General features: G+C 74.9%; 13 protein-coding genes. 1 reads left to right on the top strand and 12 read right to left on the bottom strand.

Going from position 1 to position 14,874, the window contains the following annotated elements:
• Positions 1-8 precede the first annotated feature (8 nt).
• Genes KIK08_RS00435 through mtnA form a run of 4 tightly spaced genes read right to left on the bottom strand, consistent with a single transcriptional unit; the run spans position 9 to position 4,914 of the window.
• Positions 9-1,076 (bottom strand): ABC transporter permease, encoded by a 1,068-nt coding sequence (locus KIK08_RS00435; RefSeq protein ID WP_214400896.1) that lies wholly within the window; start codon positions 1,074-1,076, stop codon positions 9-11.
• Positions 1,077-1,106: 30 nt separating this feature from the next.
• Positions 1,107-2,621 (bottom strand): sugar ABC transporter ATP-binding protein, encoded by a 1,515-nt coding sequence (locus KIK08_RS00430; protein ID WP_214400895.1) that lies wholly within the window; start codon positions 2,619-2,621, stop codon positions 1,107-1,109.
• 55 nt (positions 2,622-2,676) lie between these two features.
• Positions 2,677-3,816, bottom strand: coding sequence for a substrate-binding domain-containing protein (locus KIK08_RS00425; protein WP_214400894.1), 1,140 nt, complete (start codon positions 3,814-3,816; stop codon positions 2,677-2,679).
• Positions 3,817-3,876: 60 nt separating this feature from the next.
• On the bottom strand, positions 3,877-4,914 hold the full coding sequence (mtnA, locus tag KIK08_RS00420) for an S-methyl-5-thioribose-1-phosphate isomerase (RefSeq protein ID WP_214400893.1): 1,038 nt from the start codon (positions 4,912-4,914) through the stop codon (positions 3,877-3,879).
• Between the two features lie 93 nt (positions 4,915-5,007).
• On the opposite strand from mtnA, the gene KIK08_RS00415 reads away from it, so the two are divergent.
• Positions 5,008-5,736: a GntR family transcriptional regulator gene (locus KIK08_RS00415; RefSeq protein WP_214400892.1), complete on the top strand. Its 729-nt coding sequence runs from the start codon at positions 5,008-5,010 to the stop codon at positions 5,734-5,736.
• 72 nt (positions 5,737-5,808) lie between these two features.
• On the opposite strand, the gene KIK08_RS00410 is transcribed toward KIK08_RS00415, so the two are convergent.
• Genes KIK08_RS00410 through KIK08_RS00375 form a run of 8 tightly spaced genes read right to left on the bottom strand, consistent with a single transcriptional unit; the run spans position 5,809 to position 14,694 of the window.
• A complete protein-coding gene (locus KIK08_RS00410) occupies positions 5,809-6,723 on the bottom strand; it encodes a PaaX family transcriptional regulator (RefSeq protein ID WP_214400891.1) in 915 nt (304 codons plus the stop codon).
• A gap of 42 nt (positions 6,724-6,765) precedes the next feature.
• Positions 6,766-7,905 carry a CapA family protein gene (locus KIK08_RS00405; protein ID WP_214400890.1) on the bottom strand — a complete coding sequence of 380 codons (1,140 nt, stop codon included), beginning with the start codon at positions 7,903-7,905 and terminating at the stop codon, positions 6,766-6,768.
• Positions 7,906-7,910: 5 nt separating this feature from the next.
• Positions 7,911-9,308, bottom strand: coding sequence for an MmgE/PrpD family protein (locus tag KIK08_RS00400; protein ID WP_214400889.1), 1,398 nt, complete (start codon positions 9,306-9,308; stop codon positions 7,911-7,913).
• On the bottom strand, positions 9,305-10,255 hold the full coding sequence (locus KIK08_RS00395; RefSeq protein WP_308257287.1) for an ABC transporter ATP-binding protein: 951 nt from the start codon (positions 10,253-10,255) through the stop codon (positions 9,305-9,307). The genes KIK08_RS00400 and KIK08_RS00395 overlap by 4 nt, the downstream gene beginning before the upstream one ends.
• Positions 10,252-11,262, bottom strand: coding sequence for an ABC transporter ATP-binding protein (locus KIK08_RS00390; protein WP_214400888.1), 1,011 nt, complete (start codon positions 11,260-11,262; stop codon positions 10,252-10,254). The genes KIK08_RS00395 and KIK08_RS00390 overlap by 4 nt, the downstream gene beginning before the upstream one ends.
• Positions 11,259-12,107 (bottom strand): ABC transporter permease, encoded by an 849-nt coding sequence (locus tag KIK08_RS00385; protein WP_214400887.1) that lies wholly within the window; start codon positions 12,105-12,107, stop codon positions 11,259-11,261. The genes KIK08_RS00390 and KIK08_RS00385 overlap by 4 nt, the downstream gene beginning before the upstream one ends.
• A complete protein-coding gene (locus KIK08_RS00380; protein WP_214400886.1) occupies positions 12,104-13,114 on the bottom strand; it encodes an ABC transporter permease in 1,011 nt (336 codons plus the stop codon). The genes KIK08_RS00385 and KIK08_RS00380 overlap by 4 nt, the downstream gene beginning before the upstream one ends.
• A complete protein-coding gene (locus tag KIK08_RS00375) occupies positions 13,111-14,694 on the bottom strand; it encodes an ABC transporter substrate-binding protein (RefSeq protein ID WP_214400885.1) in 1,584 nt (527 codons plus the stop codon). The genes KIK08_RS00380 and KIK08_RS00375 overlap by 4 nt, the downstream gene beginning before the upstream one ends.
• Positions 14,695-14,874 lie beyond the last annotated feature (180 nt).

Here is a 14,874-nt window from a genome sequence, read left to right as displayed (position 1 = left end):
TCACTCCCTCAGATGACCGCGGCGGGCGCGTACCGGGAGCGGCGCCGCGACAGCGTGAACGAGAACAGCAGGGCCAGCAGCAGGACGATCCCCTTGACGATGTCCTGGCCGTAGTACGGGAACCCGGTGATGGTCAGCCCGGTGATCAGGATGCCGATGAGGACCGCGCCCAGGATCGTGCCCCACGCGTTGGGGCGGCCCAGACCGAGCACCGACGTGCCGACCAGCGCCACGGCGACGGCGTCGAGCAGCAGGGAGTTGCCCGCGCTGATGTCGCCCTGGCCGATGCGCGAGGACAGGATGAGCCCGCCGATGGAGGCGAACACCCCCGACAGCACGTAGGCCAGCGCGCGGTAGCGCCCGACCCGGACGCCGGCCAGCCGGGCGGCCTCGGGGTTGGCGCCGACGGCGTACATCAGCCGGCCCCAGCGGGTGCGGGTGAGGAAGAACCAGGTGCCCACGGCGAGCAGGCCGACGATCACGACCGGCAGCGGCACCGGGCCGATGAACGCGCGGTCGATGGCCAGGAAGTCCGGGGTGAACTTGCCCGGCGCCACGCTGCCGTCGCGCAGCACCATGCCCGAGGACACCGACTGGCCGTCCACCGGCACCAGCTTCAGGCCCATGATCACGAACATCGAGGCCAGCGTGGCCAGCAGGTCGGGGATCCGAAGCACCACGATGAGCAGCGCGTTCACCGCCCCGACGAGCGCACCGGCGAGCAGCACGACCGCGATGGCCACACCGCCGACCTGGGCGTAGAACACCATCGCCATCGCCGAGATCGTCACCGACATGCCGGCGACCGACCCGACCGACAGGTCGAGCCCGCCCACCACCATCGTCAGGGTCACCCCGAGCCCGACCACGGCGACGACGGAGGCGAACTTCAGCATCGAGAACAGCGTGCTCGGCTGGCGGAAGCTCTCCTCGGCCACGGCGAAGTAGACGAAGAGCACCACCGTGATCGCGATGAACCCGTAGCGGACGGCGAGTTCTCGCACGCCCGTCCGCGGCGACGGTGCCGTCGCGGTCACCTTCTCCGCGGGGTCGGCCTTCGCGCCGTCCCCGTCCACCTGCGGCCCTTTGACCTCCGGCACAGCCACTCAGGCCACGTCCTCTCCGTTGAGCGCCGCCGTCCGGGCGACGATCCGATCCCGGGTCACGTCGACGGCGTAGGAGTCCAGCCGCGGCACCCCCTCGACCAGCACGATGACCCGGTCGGCCACCTCCAGCACCTCGTCGACGTCCGAGGCGAGCACGACGACCGCCGACCCGCCCGCGGCCAGCTCCCGCACCCGCGCGGACAGGTCGTGGCGGGCGCCGATGTCGATGCCGCGGAACGGCTCGTCGAGCAGCATCACCCGCGGTCGCCCGCGCAGCCACCGACCCACGACGACCTTCTGCTGGTTGCCGCCCGACAGCGAGTCCACGCCCTGGGCCTCCGAGGAGGCCACGACGCCGAAGCGGTCGATGACGGCGCGCCCGTCGGCGCGTTCCTTGCGGCGCTGCAGCACACCGCTGGGCGAGAGCGCCCGCAGGAACGGCAGCGACGCCGTGCGCGCGATCGACCAGCCGGGCAGCATCGCCTGGGCGGCGCGGTCCTCCGGGACGAGGTAGACCTCCTCGGCGACCGCCTTCGCCGGCGACTTCGGCGCATATGGCGCACCGTCCAGGCGCATCGTGCCCGCCTGGAAGGGCTGGGCTCCGAACACGCCCAGCGCCAGCTCGCTCTTGCCCGCCCCGAGCAGCCCGACGACCCCGGTGACCTCGCCGCGGCGCAGGTCGAGGTCGAAGGGCGCGCTGCCGGCGAACAGCTGCACCCCGCGCAGCTCCAGCACGGTGTCCTCGCCGCGCTGGTCGTTCTTCTCGGCCAGCTCCCGGACGCCGCGCTCACCGAGCATGTCGCGCACCGCGACCGACCAGTCGAACGGCTGGGTCTGCTCGGAGCGGATGCTGCCGTCGCGCAGTACGGCGATCCGGTCGGCCAGCCGGTCGACCTCGTTGATGTGGTGGGAGACGTAGAGGACGGCGACGCCGCCGCGGCGCATGTCCTCCACGACGCCGAAGAGCCGTTCGGTCTCCGCGGCAGACAGCGCCGAGGTCGGCTCGTCGAGCACCAGCAGCTTCGGGCGCCGCGACAGCGCCCTGGCCAGCAGCACGAGCTGCTGGTCGGCGATGCCCAGCTCGTGGACGTCGCGGCGCAGGACCGCGTCGCCCCAGTCGAGCCCGAGGCCGGCGGCGACCCCCCGCGCCGCCGGCAACAGGCCCCGAAGCGAGCCGACCGCCGGTAGCTCGCCCTGCGCGATCCGCTCGAACAGCAGGTTCTCGGCCACCGACAGGCCGGGGACCACGCCCTCGTCGATCCGCTGGTGCACCGTCTCGATTCCCAGCCTGCGGGCGGCGAGCGGGCCGTCGGCGGCGTCGGGCGAGGCGCCGTCCACGCTGATCCGGCCGTGCTGCAGGGGGTGCACCCCGGCCAGCACCTTGATCAGCGTGGACTTGCCCGCGCCGTTGGCCCCCATCAGGCCCATCACCTCGCCGGCGTCCCAGGACAGGCTGACGCCGCGCAGCACGGGGTTGCCGCTGAACGCGTGCCGCACGTCGTGCAGCTCGATCATCGCCACGAGTTCGACTCCGAGGTGGTCGGTCAGTACGAGGGCCGGGTGCGCCCGGTCAGAAGGAGACGACCGGGATCCAGTCCGCCGTGGCGACCTCGGTCATGTTCAGCTCCGGCAGCTCGGCGCGCAGCTGGTCGAGGTTCTGGATGCTGTTCTGCTTGAGCAGCTCCTGGGTGACCAGCGTGCCGGGGAAGACGACCTCGCGGGAGTCCAGCTGCTCGGCCAGCTCCAGCGCGGTCACCCGGACCACGGCGGCGCCGATGGCGTTGGGGTCGGTGGTCGCGGTGGCGACCCACGGGCTGCCCTCGGCCGTCATGACCTCGATGTCGGCGGTGGAGATGTCCACGCCGTAGACCTTGACCTGGGACTGCAGGTTGTTCTGCTGGACCGCCGAGACGGTGCCCTTGGTCAGCTCGTCGTAGGGCGCGAAGATGCCGGCCACGCCGGGGTTGGCCTTCAGCGCCGCGTCGACCAGCTGGGCGTTGTCGGTGGCCACCGAGTTGGTGAACTCGCCGACGAAGAACTTCTGGTCCCAGGTGTTCTTCGCCCGGACCTCGTCCCAGACCGCGTTGCGCCGGTCGAGCGGGGCGATGCCGAGCACGTTGACGTAGCCGACCGGCGAGCCCGGGGCGATGTCCTCGGTCATCTTGTCCAGGATCAGGCTCGCCAGGCTCGCGTCGTCCTGGGCCGTCTCCACGGCCTTCGGCGCGCAGGCGGTGATCTCGACGTCGTAGATGACGACCGGCAGCCCGGCGTCGAGCCCGTCGTTGATCAGCGGGCACATGGTGTCGGACTGGCCGTGGTCGACGATGATGGCGTCGACGCCGGAGCCGATCGCGGTCTGCATGTCGGTGGCCTGGCGCGCGTTGTCGGCCTGCGCGTCGTAGACCTGGATCTCGATGCCCAGCGCCTCGGCCTGCTGGCGGGCGCCGTTGGTCCACTGCTGGAAGTAGTCGCCGGCGCCGCTGTTCTGCACGAGCGCGATCTTCACCGGCTCGGCGCCGTCGAAGGGGGCCGGCTTCTGCCCGGTGGCCTCGCCGACCGTGGCCGTTTCCGGGGGCGGGGCCGCCGACCCGGTCGGGCCCAGGTCCTGCGAGCAGCCGGCGAGCAGCAGGGCCGAGCCCAGCAGCGCGGCGCCGGCGCGGACGGTGGCACGGCCGCGTGTCAGGTGGGTCGACGTTGACGACTTTGACATGGCAGACAGATTCCTTCGGGGTGAGGCGCCTTCGTCGCGGCGTGGAGTTGCGGCGTGGAGTTACAGGGGCTGGTGGACCGCGGACATGTCGGGGCGGAGCTTCGGTTCGACGACACCGCGCTCGGTGACGACGGCGTCGATCAGCCGGGCGGGTGTGACGTCGAACGCCGGGTTGAACACCCGGCTGCCGGCCGGCGCGGTGGGCACACCCCCGAAGGCGACCACCTCGTCCGCGGCACGTTCCTCGATGGCGATGCCCGAGCCGTCGGGCGTCGCCAGGTCGACGGTGGACCACGGCGCGGCCACCACGAACGGGATGCCGGCGTCGGCGCAGGCCAGCGCCAGGCCGACGGAGCCGACCTTGTTGGCGGTGTCGCCGTTGGCCGCGATGCGGTCGGCGCCGATGACGACGGCGTCGACCAGGCCGCGCAGGATCGCGCCGGCCGCGGCGCTGTCGACCTGCACCACGTGGTCGATGCCGTCGGCGCGCAGCTCCCACGCGGTGAGCCGGGAGCCCTGCAGCAGCGGGCGCGTCTCGTCGACGTGCACCAGCTCGATCCGGCCGCGGGCGTGCAGCTCGCGCACGATCCCCAGCGCGGTGCCCCACGCGGTGGTGGCGAGCGTGCCGGTGTTGCAGTGGGTGAGCAGGCGCAGGGGGCGCTCGGCGCACCGCGCGAGCAGCCAGTCGGCGCCCTGCGCGGACAGCGAGCGGTTGGCCGCCTCGTCCTCGGCGAGCACGCGCAGCGCCTCGGCGAGCACCGCGTCGCGCCCGTCGGGCAGCAGCGGCAGCACGCGGTCGACCGCCCAGGCGAGGTTCACCGCGGTCGGGCGGGCGTCGCGCAGGCGGACGACCTCGCCGCGCAGCCGGACGTCGTCCCAGCCCTCGCGCTCGCCCTGGGCCATGGCGACCACGACCCCGAGCGCGCCCACCGCGCCCAGCGCGGGCGCGCCGCGCACGGCGAGGCGCACGATCGCGTCGACCAGCGCGTCGACGTCGATCGCCTCGACGTAGACCTCCTCCACCGGCAGGCGGGTCTGGTCGATCAACCGCACGGCGGGGACCGGCCCGTCGAGCCACTCCACCGTCCTGACCGGCACGCTGCCTCCCGGATCTGTCAGTCGTCCTACAACTCGTGCGGAAACCGCACGCTAAGGAGATGTAGGACGACTGTCAACCGTTACTGTGTGCCCGTGTCGACATCGTTGGGTGCCCGCACCTCGCTGGCGCGCCGGCTCGCCGAGGACGTGCGCTCCCGGATCATGTCCGGGGAGTACGCACCCGGAGAGCGCTTGCCCAGCGAGGCCGAACTCGTGCGCCACTACGAGGTCTCCCGGGTCACGGTGCGCACCGCGCTGCGCACGCTGGAGGCCCAGGGCCTGGTCGACGTCCGGCACGGCTCGGGCTCGTTCGTCAGCGACTTCGGCGCCGGGATCCGCGCCGGCCTGCAGGAGCTGCGCTCGATCAGCGACACCATCCGGGAGATGGGCCACGAGCCGCGCATGGAGCGCCACGCCCGCGTGCGCCGCCCGGCGACCGCGGCCGAGGCCGGCAAGCTCGGCATCGCCGCGGGCGAGGACGTGCTCGCGGTCGAGCGGATGATCCTGGCCGACGACCAGGCCGTGGCCTACTCCTACGACGTGGTGCCGCTGGCCGGCTTCCCGGCCGAGCTGGTCGAGCAGCTCGGCGCGGGCAGCCTGTTCGCCACGCTCGACCGGGCCGGCCTGATGCCGGCCCGCGCCCTCGCCGAGGTGCACGCGATCAGCGACGAGACCATCGGGTGGGGCCCCCAGAAGCCGGTGCCCGGCCTGTACGTGCTGCTCGACCAGGTGCACTTCAGCCGGCGGGGCACCGCCGTGGCGCACAGCCGCACCTACTTCGTCGAGGGCCGCTTCCAGTTCGTGGTGCTGCGCACCAACTAGCCCCGCCCCGTCGAGAACGAAGCTGCTGTCGATTGGACCGGTCCACAATCACCGCAACGTCGTTCTCGACGGTCAGTCGGCCGAGTAGTGGCGCACCGCCTCGGCCGCCTCCGCCGAGTACCGCGCCACGATCTGGCGCAGCCGCTGCTCGGCCAGCGGGCCCAGCCCGGTGTGGATCTCCAGGAACGTCCGGCGCGCCCCGTCGCGCTCCCAACCGGCCGGGAGCAGCTCGGCCGGCAGGTCGGGGTCGGTGTCGGTGAAGGCGCGCCAGGTGTCCATCAGCTCGGTCCGGGCGACCAGCGCCTCGGCCGGGGGCACGGCGCCGTCGCGCGTGCGCGCCCGCAGTGGCGCGAACCGGGCGGTGAACGCCGCGTAGTCCGCGCCGAGGCCGGCGAGGTCGAAGGCCGAGAGCGGGTCGACGACGCCGCGGCCGGCGGCGAAGCGCGACAGCATCACCGAGGCGCCGACGTCCGCGCCGCCGCGCGAGACGTCGGCGACGACCGCGCGGACCGCGTCGGTGTGGTCGCCGGGGCGGACCCAGACGCTGTCGAACAGCCGGCCGAAGCGCAGCGCCTGCAGTTCGCGGCGCAGGGTGGCGCGCACCGAGCGCTGCTCCTCGGCCACCGAGAACGCGACGACGGTCCACTCCCCCGAGAACGACGCCCCCGCCGACCCGGCCGCGCCGAAGGTCAGGAAGTGCTGCATCCGCTGCTTGTGCTTGGACGACGCCTCCGGCGTGAGCCGGTAGGCCGACGCCCGGCCGTGGCGCACGGCCTGCAGCAGGCCGCGGCGGGCGACGCGGCTCAACGCGGTGCGCGCGCTGGCCTCCGACACCGAGAACTCCCCCATCAGGGCGACGAGCGCGGCCGAGGGCACCGCGTCGCCCGCGGGGTCGAAGTACTCGCCCAGCAACGTCGCCAGCAGGTGCTGCGGGCTGGCCCCGGCCTGCCGGCGGGGCAGGGCGGTGGCGCTGTCCTGCGGGCTCACCTGCTGACCTCCATGCCTGTCACCGGCAAGGATCGCAGCCGCTCAGGACGCGGTCGCGGGCAGCACCACCAGGTCGCCGTCGGCGGCGGACCCGGTGCCGAACTCGGTGTCGATGCCCTGGTCCGCGCCGATCTCGCGCAGGTAGTCGACGACCTCGCCGTGGCGCGGGTCGGCGGCGTCGAGCAGCGCGGGCACGGAGTCTGTGCCGTTGTGCACGCCGATGAGGGCCGGGCGCAGCCCGACCCGGCCCACCCCGGCCGCGGTGATCTCCGCCTCGGCGACGACCGTGCGGCGCGAGTCGGGCGGGAAGTTGTAGCTGCTGGCCAGGTCGACCTCCCAGCCGGGGTGCAGCGACTGCAGCATCCGGAAGGTCGGGCGCTGCGCGTGCTCGGAGGTCATCGGCAGGTCCATCGCGAAGTTGCCGAGGCTGTAGAAGATCGCCCGGCCGCGGTGGACCTCGATCGGCTTCAGGATGTGCGCGTGGTGGCCGAGGATGAGGTCGGCCCCGGCGTCGATCGCGGCGTGCGCGACGGCCCGCTGGTAGTCGGCGAGCACGGCGGGCACGAAGTGGATGCCCCAGTGCAGCGACACGACGACCGCGTCGGCCTGCGCGCGGGCCTCGCGGATCCCGGCCAGCAGCGCGGCCAGGTCGGCGCCGTCGGGGAAGGTCAGGATGCGGCACCCGGTGCCCGGCTGGTCGGGTTCCAGCGGCTGGTAGACGGTGTGCGCGCGCATCGGGGCGCAGCCGGGCCTGCGCTCGGTGGCCCAGTAGTCGGCGGGCAGGATGCTGCACAGTGCCAGGAACGCGACCCGCACGCCGTCGCGCTCGACGATCCGCGGCCGGCGCGCGGCGGCGATGTCGACGCCCACCCCGAGCGGGGTCAGCCCGGCCGACTCCAGCGCGTCGATGGTGTCGAGGAAGCCGTCGCTGCCCCAGTCCAGGCAGTGGTTGCCGGCCCAGGAGATCACGTCGAACCCGGCGCGGCGCAGGGCGTGCGCCGCGGCCGGTGCGCTGCGGGCGGTGTGGCGGACCTGCGGGACGGGCGTGCCGCGCTCGGTGAGGGTGACCTCCAGCTGGCCGAAGGTGATGTCGGCCCCCCGGAGGTGGTCGCGGACGCGGTCGAACAGCGTGTCCGGGTCGGCCCGCTCGGGGCCGATGTCGCCGACGGCGCGCAGCAGCACGGGCTTCACTCCTGTCCGGGACGGGCGGGGACGCCGCGCAGCACAGCGGCGACGGCGGGGACATCGAGGGCATCGGCGGCGGCCACCAGGGCGGCGGTGCCGTCCGCCCCGATCAGCGGACCGGCCAGCCGGGCCGCCTTGGCCGTCACCGCGGCCCGGTCGAGCGGGCGCCCTGGCGAGCCGGGCGCCTCGACGGCGAGCGCGACCTGTCGGCCGTCGCGCGCCCGCAGCCGCAGCGAGGCGACCAGCCTGTGCGGGAACAGCTCCTCGGCCAACGGGTCGAGCTCGACGTCGACCCGCTCGGCCAGCGCCGTCACCTCCGGCGGTGTGCGCCGCAGGTGACGGGGGTCGTTGCCGCCGAGCACCAGCCGGGTGGCGACCGCGTGGTGGGCGCTGAGCTGTGCGGCGGTGAGGTCCGGTGGGCGCGGCCCGATCGTGCCGACGTGCGCGAGCGTGGCCCGGTCCAGGCCGACGACCAGCCGGTCGACGTCCGCGGCGCGCCAGCCGTCGGCGCGCAGCGCCTCGGCGGCGGCGATCGGGGCCTGCAGCCCGGCGCAGGCGCAGTACGCCTTGACCGCCAGCGCGGCCGTGCGCCACTCGACGCCGAGCCGGTCGGCCAGGCGCTCGCGGGCCGCGGCGCCCACCCCGGCCGAGAACGCGGTCAGGAACCCGCGCTCGCCGTCGAGGGCCCGGCGGGGCGCGGTGAGCCCGTGCCCGGCGAGGCGCACGGCCCGGATCCCGGCCGCCGCCGCGAATCCGGCGTGCGCGCGCTTGACGTCGCCGCCCGTGCGGGAGAACTCCGCGGTGCCCCCGGCGTGCGCCGCGGCCAGCCCGAGCGCGTGCGCCATGACCGGCGGCGGGAGCCGGTGCAGCCGCCCGGCGGTGGCGGCCGCGGCGAGCACGCCGATCGCGCTGGTGACGTGGAAGGCGCGGTCGCTGGTCAGCGACGGGGTGACCGCCTCCGCGATGCGCAGCGCCGTCTCGAACCCGGCGGCGAGCGCGGCGGTGACCTCGGCCGGGCCCGCGCCCACGTCCTCGGCGACGGCCAGCGCCACCGGCACGACCACGCAGCCGGGGTGCGACAGCGCGGGCAGCGCGTAGTCGTCGATCTCCATGCCGTGCGCGGCGGTCGCGGTGACCAGCGCGGCGAGCTCCGGGCGCAGCCGCCGCGCGGTACCGACCGCCGAGCTGGGCCCGGGCGCGGACTCCTCGACCGCGTACCCGCGCACCGCCGCCGTCCACGGCATCGCCGCGCCGACCACGGTTGCGGTCAGCGCGTCGACGGTGTGCACGGCGATCCGCTCGCGCACGGGCTCGGGCAGGTCGGCCGTGGTGCCGGCGGCGAAACCGGCCAGCGCCGCCGTGAGGTCCGCTGTCAGGTTCGCTGTCGGGTCCGCCGTCACAGGTCCGCCGCGAAGTGGCAGGCCGACCGGTGCCCGGCCCCGACCTCGGCGAGCGCGGGCACCTCGGCCGCGCACCGGGCCTCGGCCAGCGGGCAGCGGGTGCGGAACCGGCAGCCCGACGGCGGGTCCAGCGGCGAGGGCACCTCCCCGCTCAGCGCCGGTCCCAGCGGCGGGGCGTCCGGGTCGGGCACCGGGCTGGAGTCCAGCAGCGCGCGGGTGTACGGGTGGCGCGGCCGGGCGTAGACCTCGGCCACCGGGCCGGTCTCCACGACCCGACCCAGGTACATGACCGCGACCCGGTCGGCGATGGTGCGCACGACGGCGAGGTCGTGGGAGATGAACAGCATCGCCAGCCCCCGCTCGGCCCGCAGGTCGGCCAGCAGGTTGATCACCTGGGCCTGCACCGAGACGTCCAGCGAGGCCACCGGCTCGTCGCACACCAGCAGCCGCGGCTGCACGGCCAGCGCGCGGGCGATGGCGATGCGCTGGCACTGCCCGCCGGAGAACTCCTCGGGCCTGCGGTCCGCCACCTGCGCCGGGTCCAGGCCCACGGCGGTGAGCACGGCGTCGACGGTCGCCGCGGTCTCGCCCTTCGGGCGGCGCGCGTTCACCAGGCCCTCGGCCACGATCCCGCGGACCCGGCGGCGCGGGTGCAGCGCGGCCCGCGGGTCCTGCAGGACCATCTGCAGCCCGGGGCGCAGCGCCCGCATGCGGCGCCGGCTCAGCGTCGTCAGCTCGGTGCCGTCGAACGCGACCCGGCCGCTGTCGGGCGGGGGCAGCTGCAGGATCGCCCGACCCACCGTGGACTTCCCGCAGCCGGACTCGCCGACCAGGGCCAGCGTCTCCGCCGCGTCCAGACGCAGGCTCACCCCGGACACCGCGTGCACGGTGCCGGCGGCGACCCGGTGGGTCTTGACGAGGTCGCGGACCTCCAGCAGGGCGCTCACGGCTCCTCCGGTGGGTGCAGGCAGGCGGCCCGGTGCCCGTCGACCGCCACCATCCGGGGCGGCGCGGACCGGCAGTCCTCGGCGGTGGCGGGGCAGCGCGGGCCGAAGGCGCAGCCAGGCGGCAGCGCCGCCGGGTCCGGCGGCTGGCCGGGGATGGCCGAGAGCCGGTCGGGCACCCGGTCGAGCCGGGGCACGCTGTCCAGCAGCGCCCGCGTGTAGCGGTGGCGCGGGCGGTGGAAGACCTCGCGGGTCGGGCCGTGCTCGACGACCCGCCCGCCGTACATGACGGCCACCTCGTCGGTGCGCCCGGCGACCACGCCCAGGTCGTGGCTGATCAGGACCATGCTCATGGACCGCTCGGCGACCAGCGCGGCGAGCAGGTCGAGGATCTGGCGCTGCACGGTGACGTCCAGCGCGGTGGTGGCCTCGTCGGCGATGAGCAGGTCGGGATCGCAGGACAGCGCCATCGCGATCGTCACCCGCTGGCGCAGCCCGCCGGAGAACTGGTGCGGGTAGGACCGCAGCCGCGAGCGCGCCGCCGGCACGCCCACCTGCTCCAGCAGCGAGACCGCCCGCTCGGTCGCATCACGGCGCGAGAGCCCCAGGTGGTGGCGCGCGGCCTCGGCGACCTGGCGGCCCACCGGGACGACCGGGTTGAGCGCCATCATCGGGTCCTGGAACACCATCCCGATCCGGCGCCCGCGCAGCTCGCGGCGCCGCGCCGGGGGCAGCTCGGCCAGGTCGGCGCCCCCGACCCGGATGCCGCCGGTCAGCTCGGCCGTCGCCGGCGTGGCCCCGACGACCGCCCTGGCCAGCGTGGACTTGCCGGAGCCGGACTCGCCCACGATCCCGAGCACCCGGCCGCGGGGCACCCGCAGCGACACCCCGGACAGCGCCCGGACCGGGCCGCGGGCGCTGGGGAACGCGCAGCCCAGGTCGACGACCTCCAGCACGGGCGTGGCGAGGTCGGTGGCCGCGTCGCCGCCGCGGCGGGTCGCGGCGGTCACCGTTCGCCCCGCGCGGTCAGCCCGCGGAACCAATCACCCGCGGTGTTCAGCGCGAACACCGTGGCGAAGATGGCCAGGCAGGGCAGCGCGATCAGGTACGGCGCGTCGAACAGGAAGTCCTTCCCGCCGGCGATCATCGAGCCCCAGCTGGCCGCGGGCGGCGGGATGCCGACGCCCAGGAAGCTCAGCGACCCCTCGATCACCATGATCGTGGCCAGCACCACGACCGCGTACGCGGCCACCGGAGCCAGGCACACCGGCAGCAGCTCGCGGGTGAGCATCCGCGGCCCGGACGCCCCCAGCACGCGCGCGGCCAGCACGTACTCCCGGCCCATCTCCACCACCGCCAGCGCCTTGCTGAGCCGGGTGAACGCCGGCACGAACAACAGCCCGAGGCTGACGGCCAGGGTGGTCAGCCCCGGCCGGACGACCGCCGCCAGCGCGAGCAGCACCAGCAGCGGCGGGAACGCCAGCAGCGAGTCGGTGACCAGCGCGATCACCCGCTCCGCCGCCCCGCGCAGGTACGCCGCGCACAGCCCCAGCGCGGTGCCGACCACCGCGGCGATCAGCGTGGCCGACAGGCCGACCAGCAGCGACAGCCGGGCGCCGTGCACCAGCCGGGACGCCACCGAGCGGCCGATCGGGTCGGTGCCCAGCAGCGGGCCGTCCGGGGCGAACGGCGCCAGGCTGGGCGCGCCGACCGGCTCGTCGGGCGCCGGCAGCGGCAGCAGGTCGGCGGTCAGCGCGAGCAGCACGACCAGCCCGAGCCAGCCCAGGGCGAGCCAGAGCGCGGGACGGCGCTTCGCGACCGGCGTCGCGACGGCGGTGCCGGTGCCGGTGCTCATGCGGCCCGCACCCGCGGGTCCAGCACCGCGTACGCCGCGTCCACCACCATGTTGACCACCACGTAGACCACCGCGACCAGCGCCACGATCCCCTGGATCAGCGGCAGGTCGCGGGCCGGGATGGCCTGCAGGGCCAGCGCGCCCAGCCCGGGCAGCGCGAACAGGCTCTCCACGACCACCGAGCCGGCCAGCAGCCGCCCGAAGGTCATCGCGGCCACGGTGAGCAGCGAGAACGACGAGGGCCGCAGCGCGTGGCGCAGCAGCACGTAGCGCCGGGGCAGCCCGCGCACCTCGGCGGTGCGCACGAAGTCCTGGTGCAGCGTGTGCACGAGGTCGCCGCGCAGCAGCCGGTAGAAACCGGGCGCCTCCCCGATCGCCAGCGCCAGCGCGGGCAGGAACGCGAAGGCCAGGTTGTCGACCAGCCCGTCCGACAGCGGCGACCACCCCGACACCGGGAACCACCCGGTCACCACCGCGAAGGCGTAGATCAGCAGCACCCCGGCCACGAACACCGGGACCGACAGCAGCCCCGAGGCCAGCCCGGTGGCGGCCCGGTCGGCCGGCCCGCCCTCCCGGTGCGCGGCCAGCAGCGCCGCCGGCACGGCCGCGGCCAGCGCCATGACCAGCGCCAGCACGGTGAGCTCCAGGGTGACCGGAACCCGGTCCAGGATCTGCTCCAGCACCGGCCGGTTGGACTGCACCGAGCTGCCCAGGTCGCCGGTCAGCGCGTTGCCCAGCCAGGTGGCGTAGCGCTCGGGCAGCGGCCGGTCGTAGCCGGTCTCGGCCTCCAGCTCGGCGATCGCCTCCGCGGTGGCCGTCGGGCCGAGGATGGTCGCCGCCGGCGAGCCCGGCAGCAGGTCGACCAGCGCGGTGGCGGCCAGGGTCACCAGCACCAGCACGCCGACCAGGTGGGCGAGCCGGGCCAGGAGGCGGCCGTGCCGCCGGCGCCGGGTGGGGCGCTCGGCCGCGGCGGTCGTGGCCGGGACGGTCGGTGCGGCTGGGGTCACGACGCGGCCAGGCCGAGCCGGTCGTAGAGCAGCGCGCCGTCGCCGTGCAGAACGAGGCCCGTCAGCTCGGGGCGGTGCACGGTGTAGGCCACCTGCTCGCGGAAGGGCAGGATCGGCACCTGGTCGGCGACGATCCGCTGCACGGTGGCGTAGGCCGCCTCGCGAGCGGCCGTGTCCTGCGTGGAGCGGGCGGCGTCGAGCGCGGCGTCCAGCGCGGGGTCGGCGAAGCCGGTGTAGTTGGTCTGCCCGGTGGAGTGCAGCAGCTTGTAGAGGTTGGGCTCGGGGTCGGGCACCGGGACGATCTGGGCGGACATGTCGTAGTCGCGGTCGCGGAACACCCGCTGGTCGATCGTGGCGTTGTCGACGATGTCGATGGTCACCGCGATGTCGCGGAACGTGCTCAGCCTGCTCTGCACGTACTCCGCGGTCCGCTTGAACAGCCCGCTGGGGGTCAGGGTGACGGTGAACTCGACCGGCTTGCCTTCCGCGGCCAGCTGGGAGAGCAGCTGCTGCGCCCCGGCGGCGTCGTGCTCGACCAGCGGGCCGGGCGAGCCGAACGGCGATCCCGGCCCGAACAGGCCCTCCGGAGCGGCCGACCCCGGGTCGATCACCGAGTCGAGGTCGGCCAGGTCGAGCGCCATCGCCACGGCCCGCCGGGCCCGGACGTCGTCGAACGGGGCGCGGGCGGTGTTGAACAGGAACGTCGGGCCGCCGCCGGCGGGCGCCTCGGTGACGGCGAGCCGGCGCTGCGCCGCAGCGTCGCGGAAGGACAGGTCCGAGCCGGGCACCGCGGCCTGGGCCTGCCCGGAGGCGACGGTGTTGATGCGCTGGGTGGGGTCGGCGATGACGGTGAAGGTGACCGTGTCCAGCAGCGGCTCGTCGGGCCCGGCGTAGGTGGGGTTGCGCTCCAGCGTCATGTGGTCGTCGCGGACCCACTCCCGCAGCACGAACGGCCCGGCTCCGACGGGCTCGTTCGCGAAGCCCGCGGGGTCGGCCGCGATGGCCGTCGGCGAGCCGATGAAGGTCAGGTTGGTGGCCAGCACCCGGTCGAAGCTGAAGTTCGGGGTGGCCAGGTCGATCTGCAGCGTGCGGGCGTCGCGCACGGTCGTGGTGACGCCGGCCAGCAGCGGTGCCAGCGGCGAGCGGGTGGCCGGGTCGGCGATGCGGGCGTAGTTGAACCGCACGGCCTCGGCGTCGAGCGGGGTGCCGTCGGAGAACGTCAGGGCGGGGCGCAGCACCAGCGTCCACTGCGCGCCGTCGGCGCTCGGGGTGAGGCTCTCGGCCAGCCCGGGCGAGACCGCGCCGGTGGCCGCGTCGGCCCACAGCAGCGTGCCGTAGATCGCCGACATCCGGTTGGCGTCGCCGGACGGGGTCAGGTTGAACAGCATCGCCGGGTCGAGCCCGCGCACGGCTTCGACGCCCAACACGATCGTGGCGTCGCCGCCGCGCTGGGGCGGGCCGGCTTCCTCGACGGCGGCGGGGCCGCGCGACCCGCAGGCGACGAGCACCGCCGCGGTCCCCACCGCGAGGGCGGCCACGGCGATCCGGCGAGCGGGGGACCTGCGAACGGCTGACGTCATCGTCGCTCCTCGTCGGGAAAGAAGTGGACGCAAAGCTTGCACATGACACGTCGACCGTCAACACTTCTGCCACATGATGCGCCGTTGCACGGTCGGACACTGGTCAATGCGGGTAACCTCTGACCGGAGGTTGCCAGCCGCGTCGGCGCGGGACCAGAGTCACACGACGAACAGACGTCC

Source organism: Pseudonocardia lacus (genome assembly GCF_018531445.1).
GTDB classification, from domain to species: domain Bacteria; phylum Actinomycetota; class Actinomycetes; order Mycobacteriales; family Pseudonocardiaceae; genus Pseudonocardia; species Pseudonocardia lacus.
The sequence above is the reverse complement of the archived record's forward strand: the minus strand, read 5'-3'. Positions and strand labels throughout refer to the sequence as shown.

Bases quoted from the DNA above. Each gene is read 5' to 3' on its own strand.
- KIK08_RS00430 (WP_214400895.1), bottom strand. From the start codon at position 2,621: ATGATCGAGCTGCACGACGTGCGGCACGCGTTCAGCGGCAACCCCGTG.
- KIK08_RS00425 (WP_214400894.1), bottom strand. From the start codon at position 3,816: ATGTCAAAGTCGTCAACGTCGACCCACCTGACACGCGGCCGTGCCACC.
- KIK08_RS00385 (WP_214400887.1), bottom strand. From the start codon at position 12,107: ATGAGCACCGGCACCGGCACCGCCGTCGCGACGCCGGTCGCGAAGCGC.
- KIK08_RS00375 (WP_214400885.1), bottom strand. From the start codon at position 14,694: ATGACGTCAGCCGTTCGCAGGTCCCCCGCTCGCCGGATCGCCGTGGCC.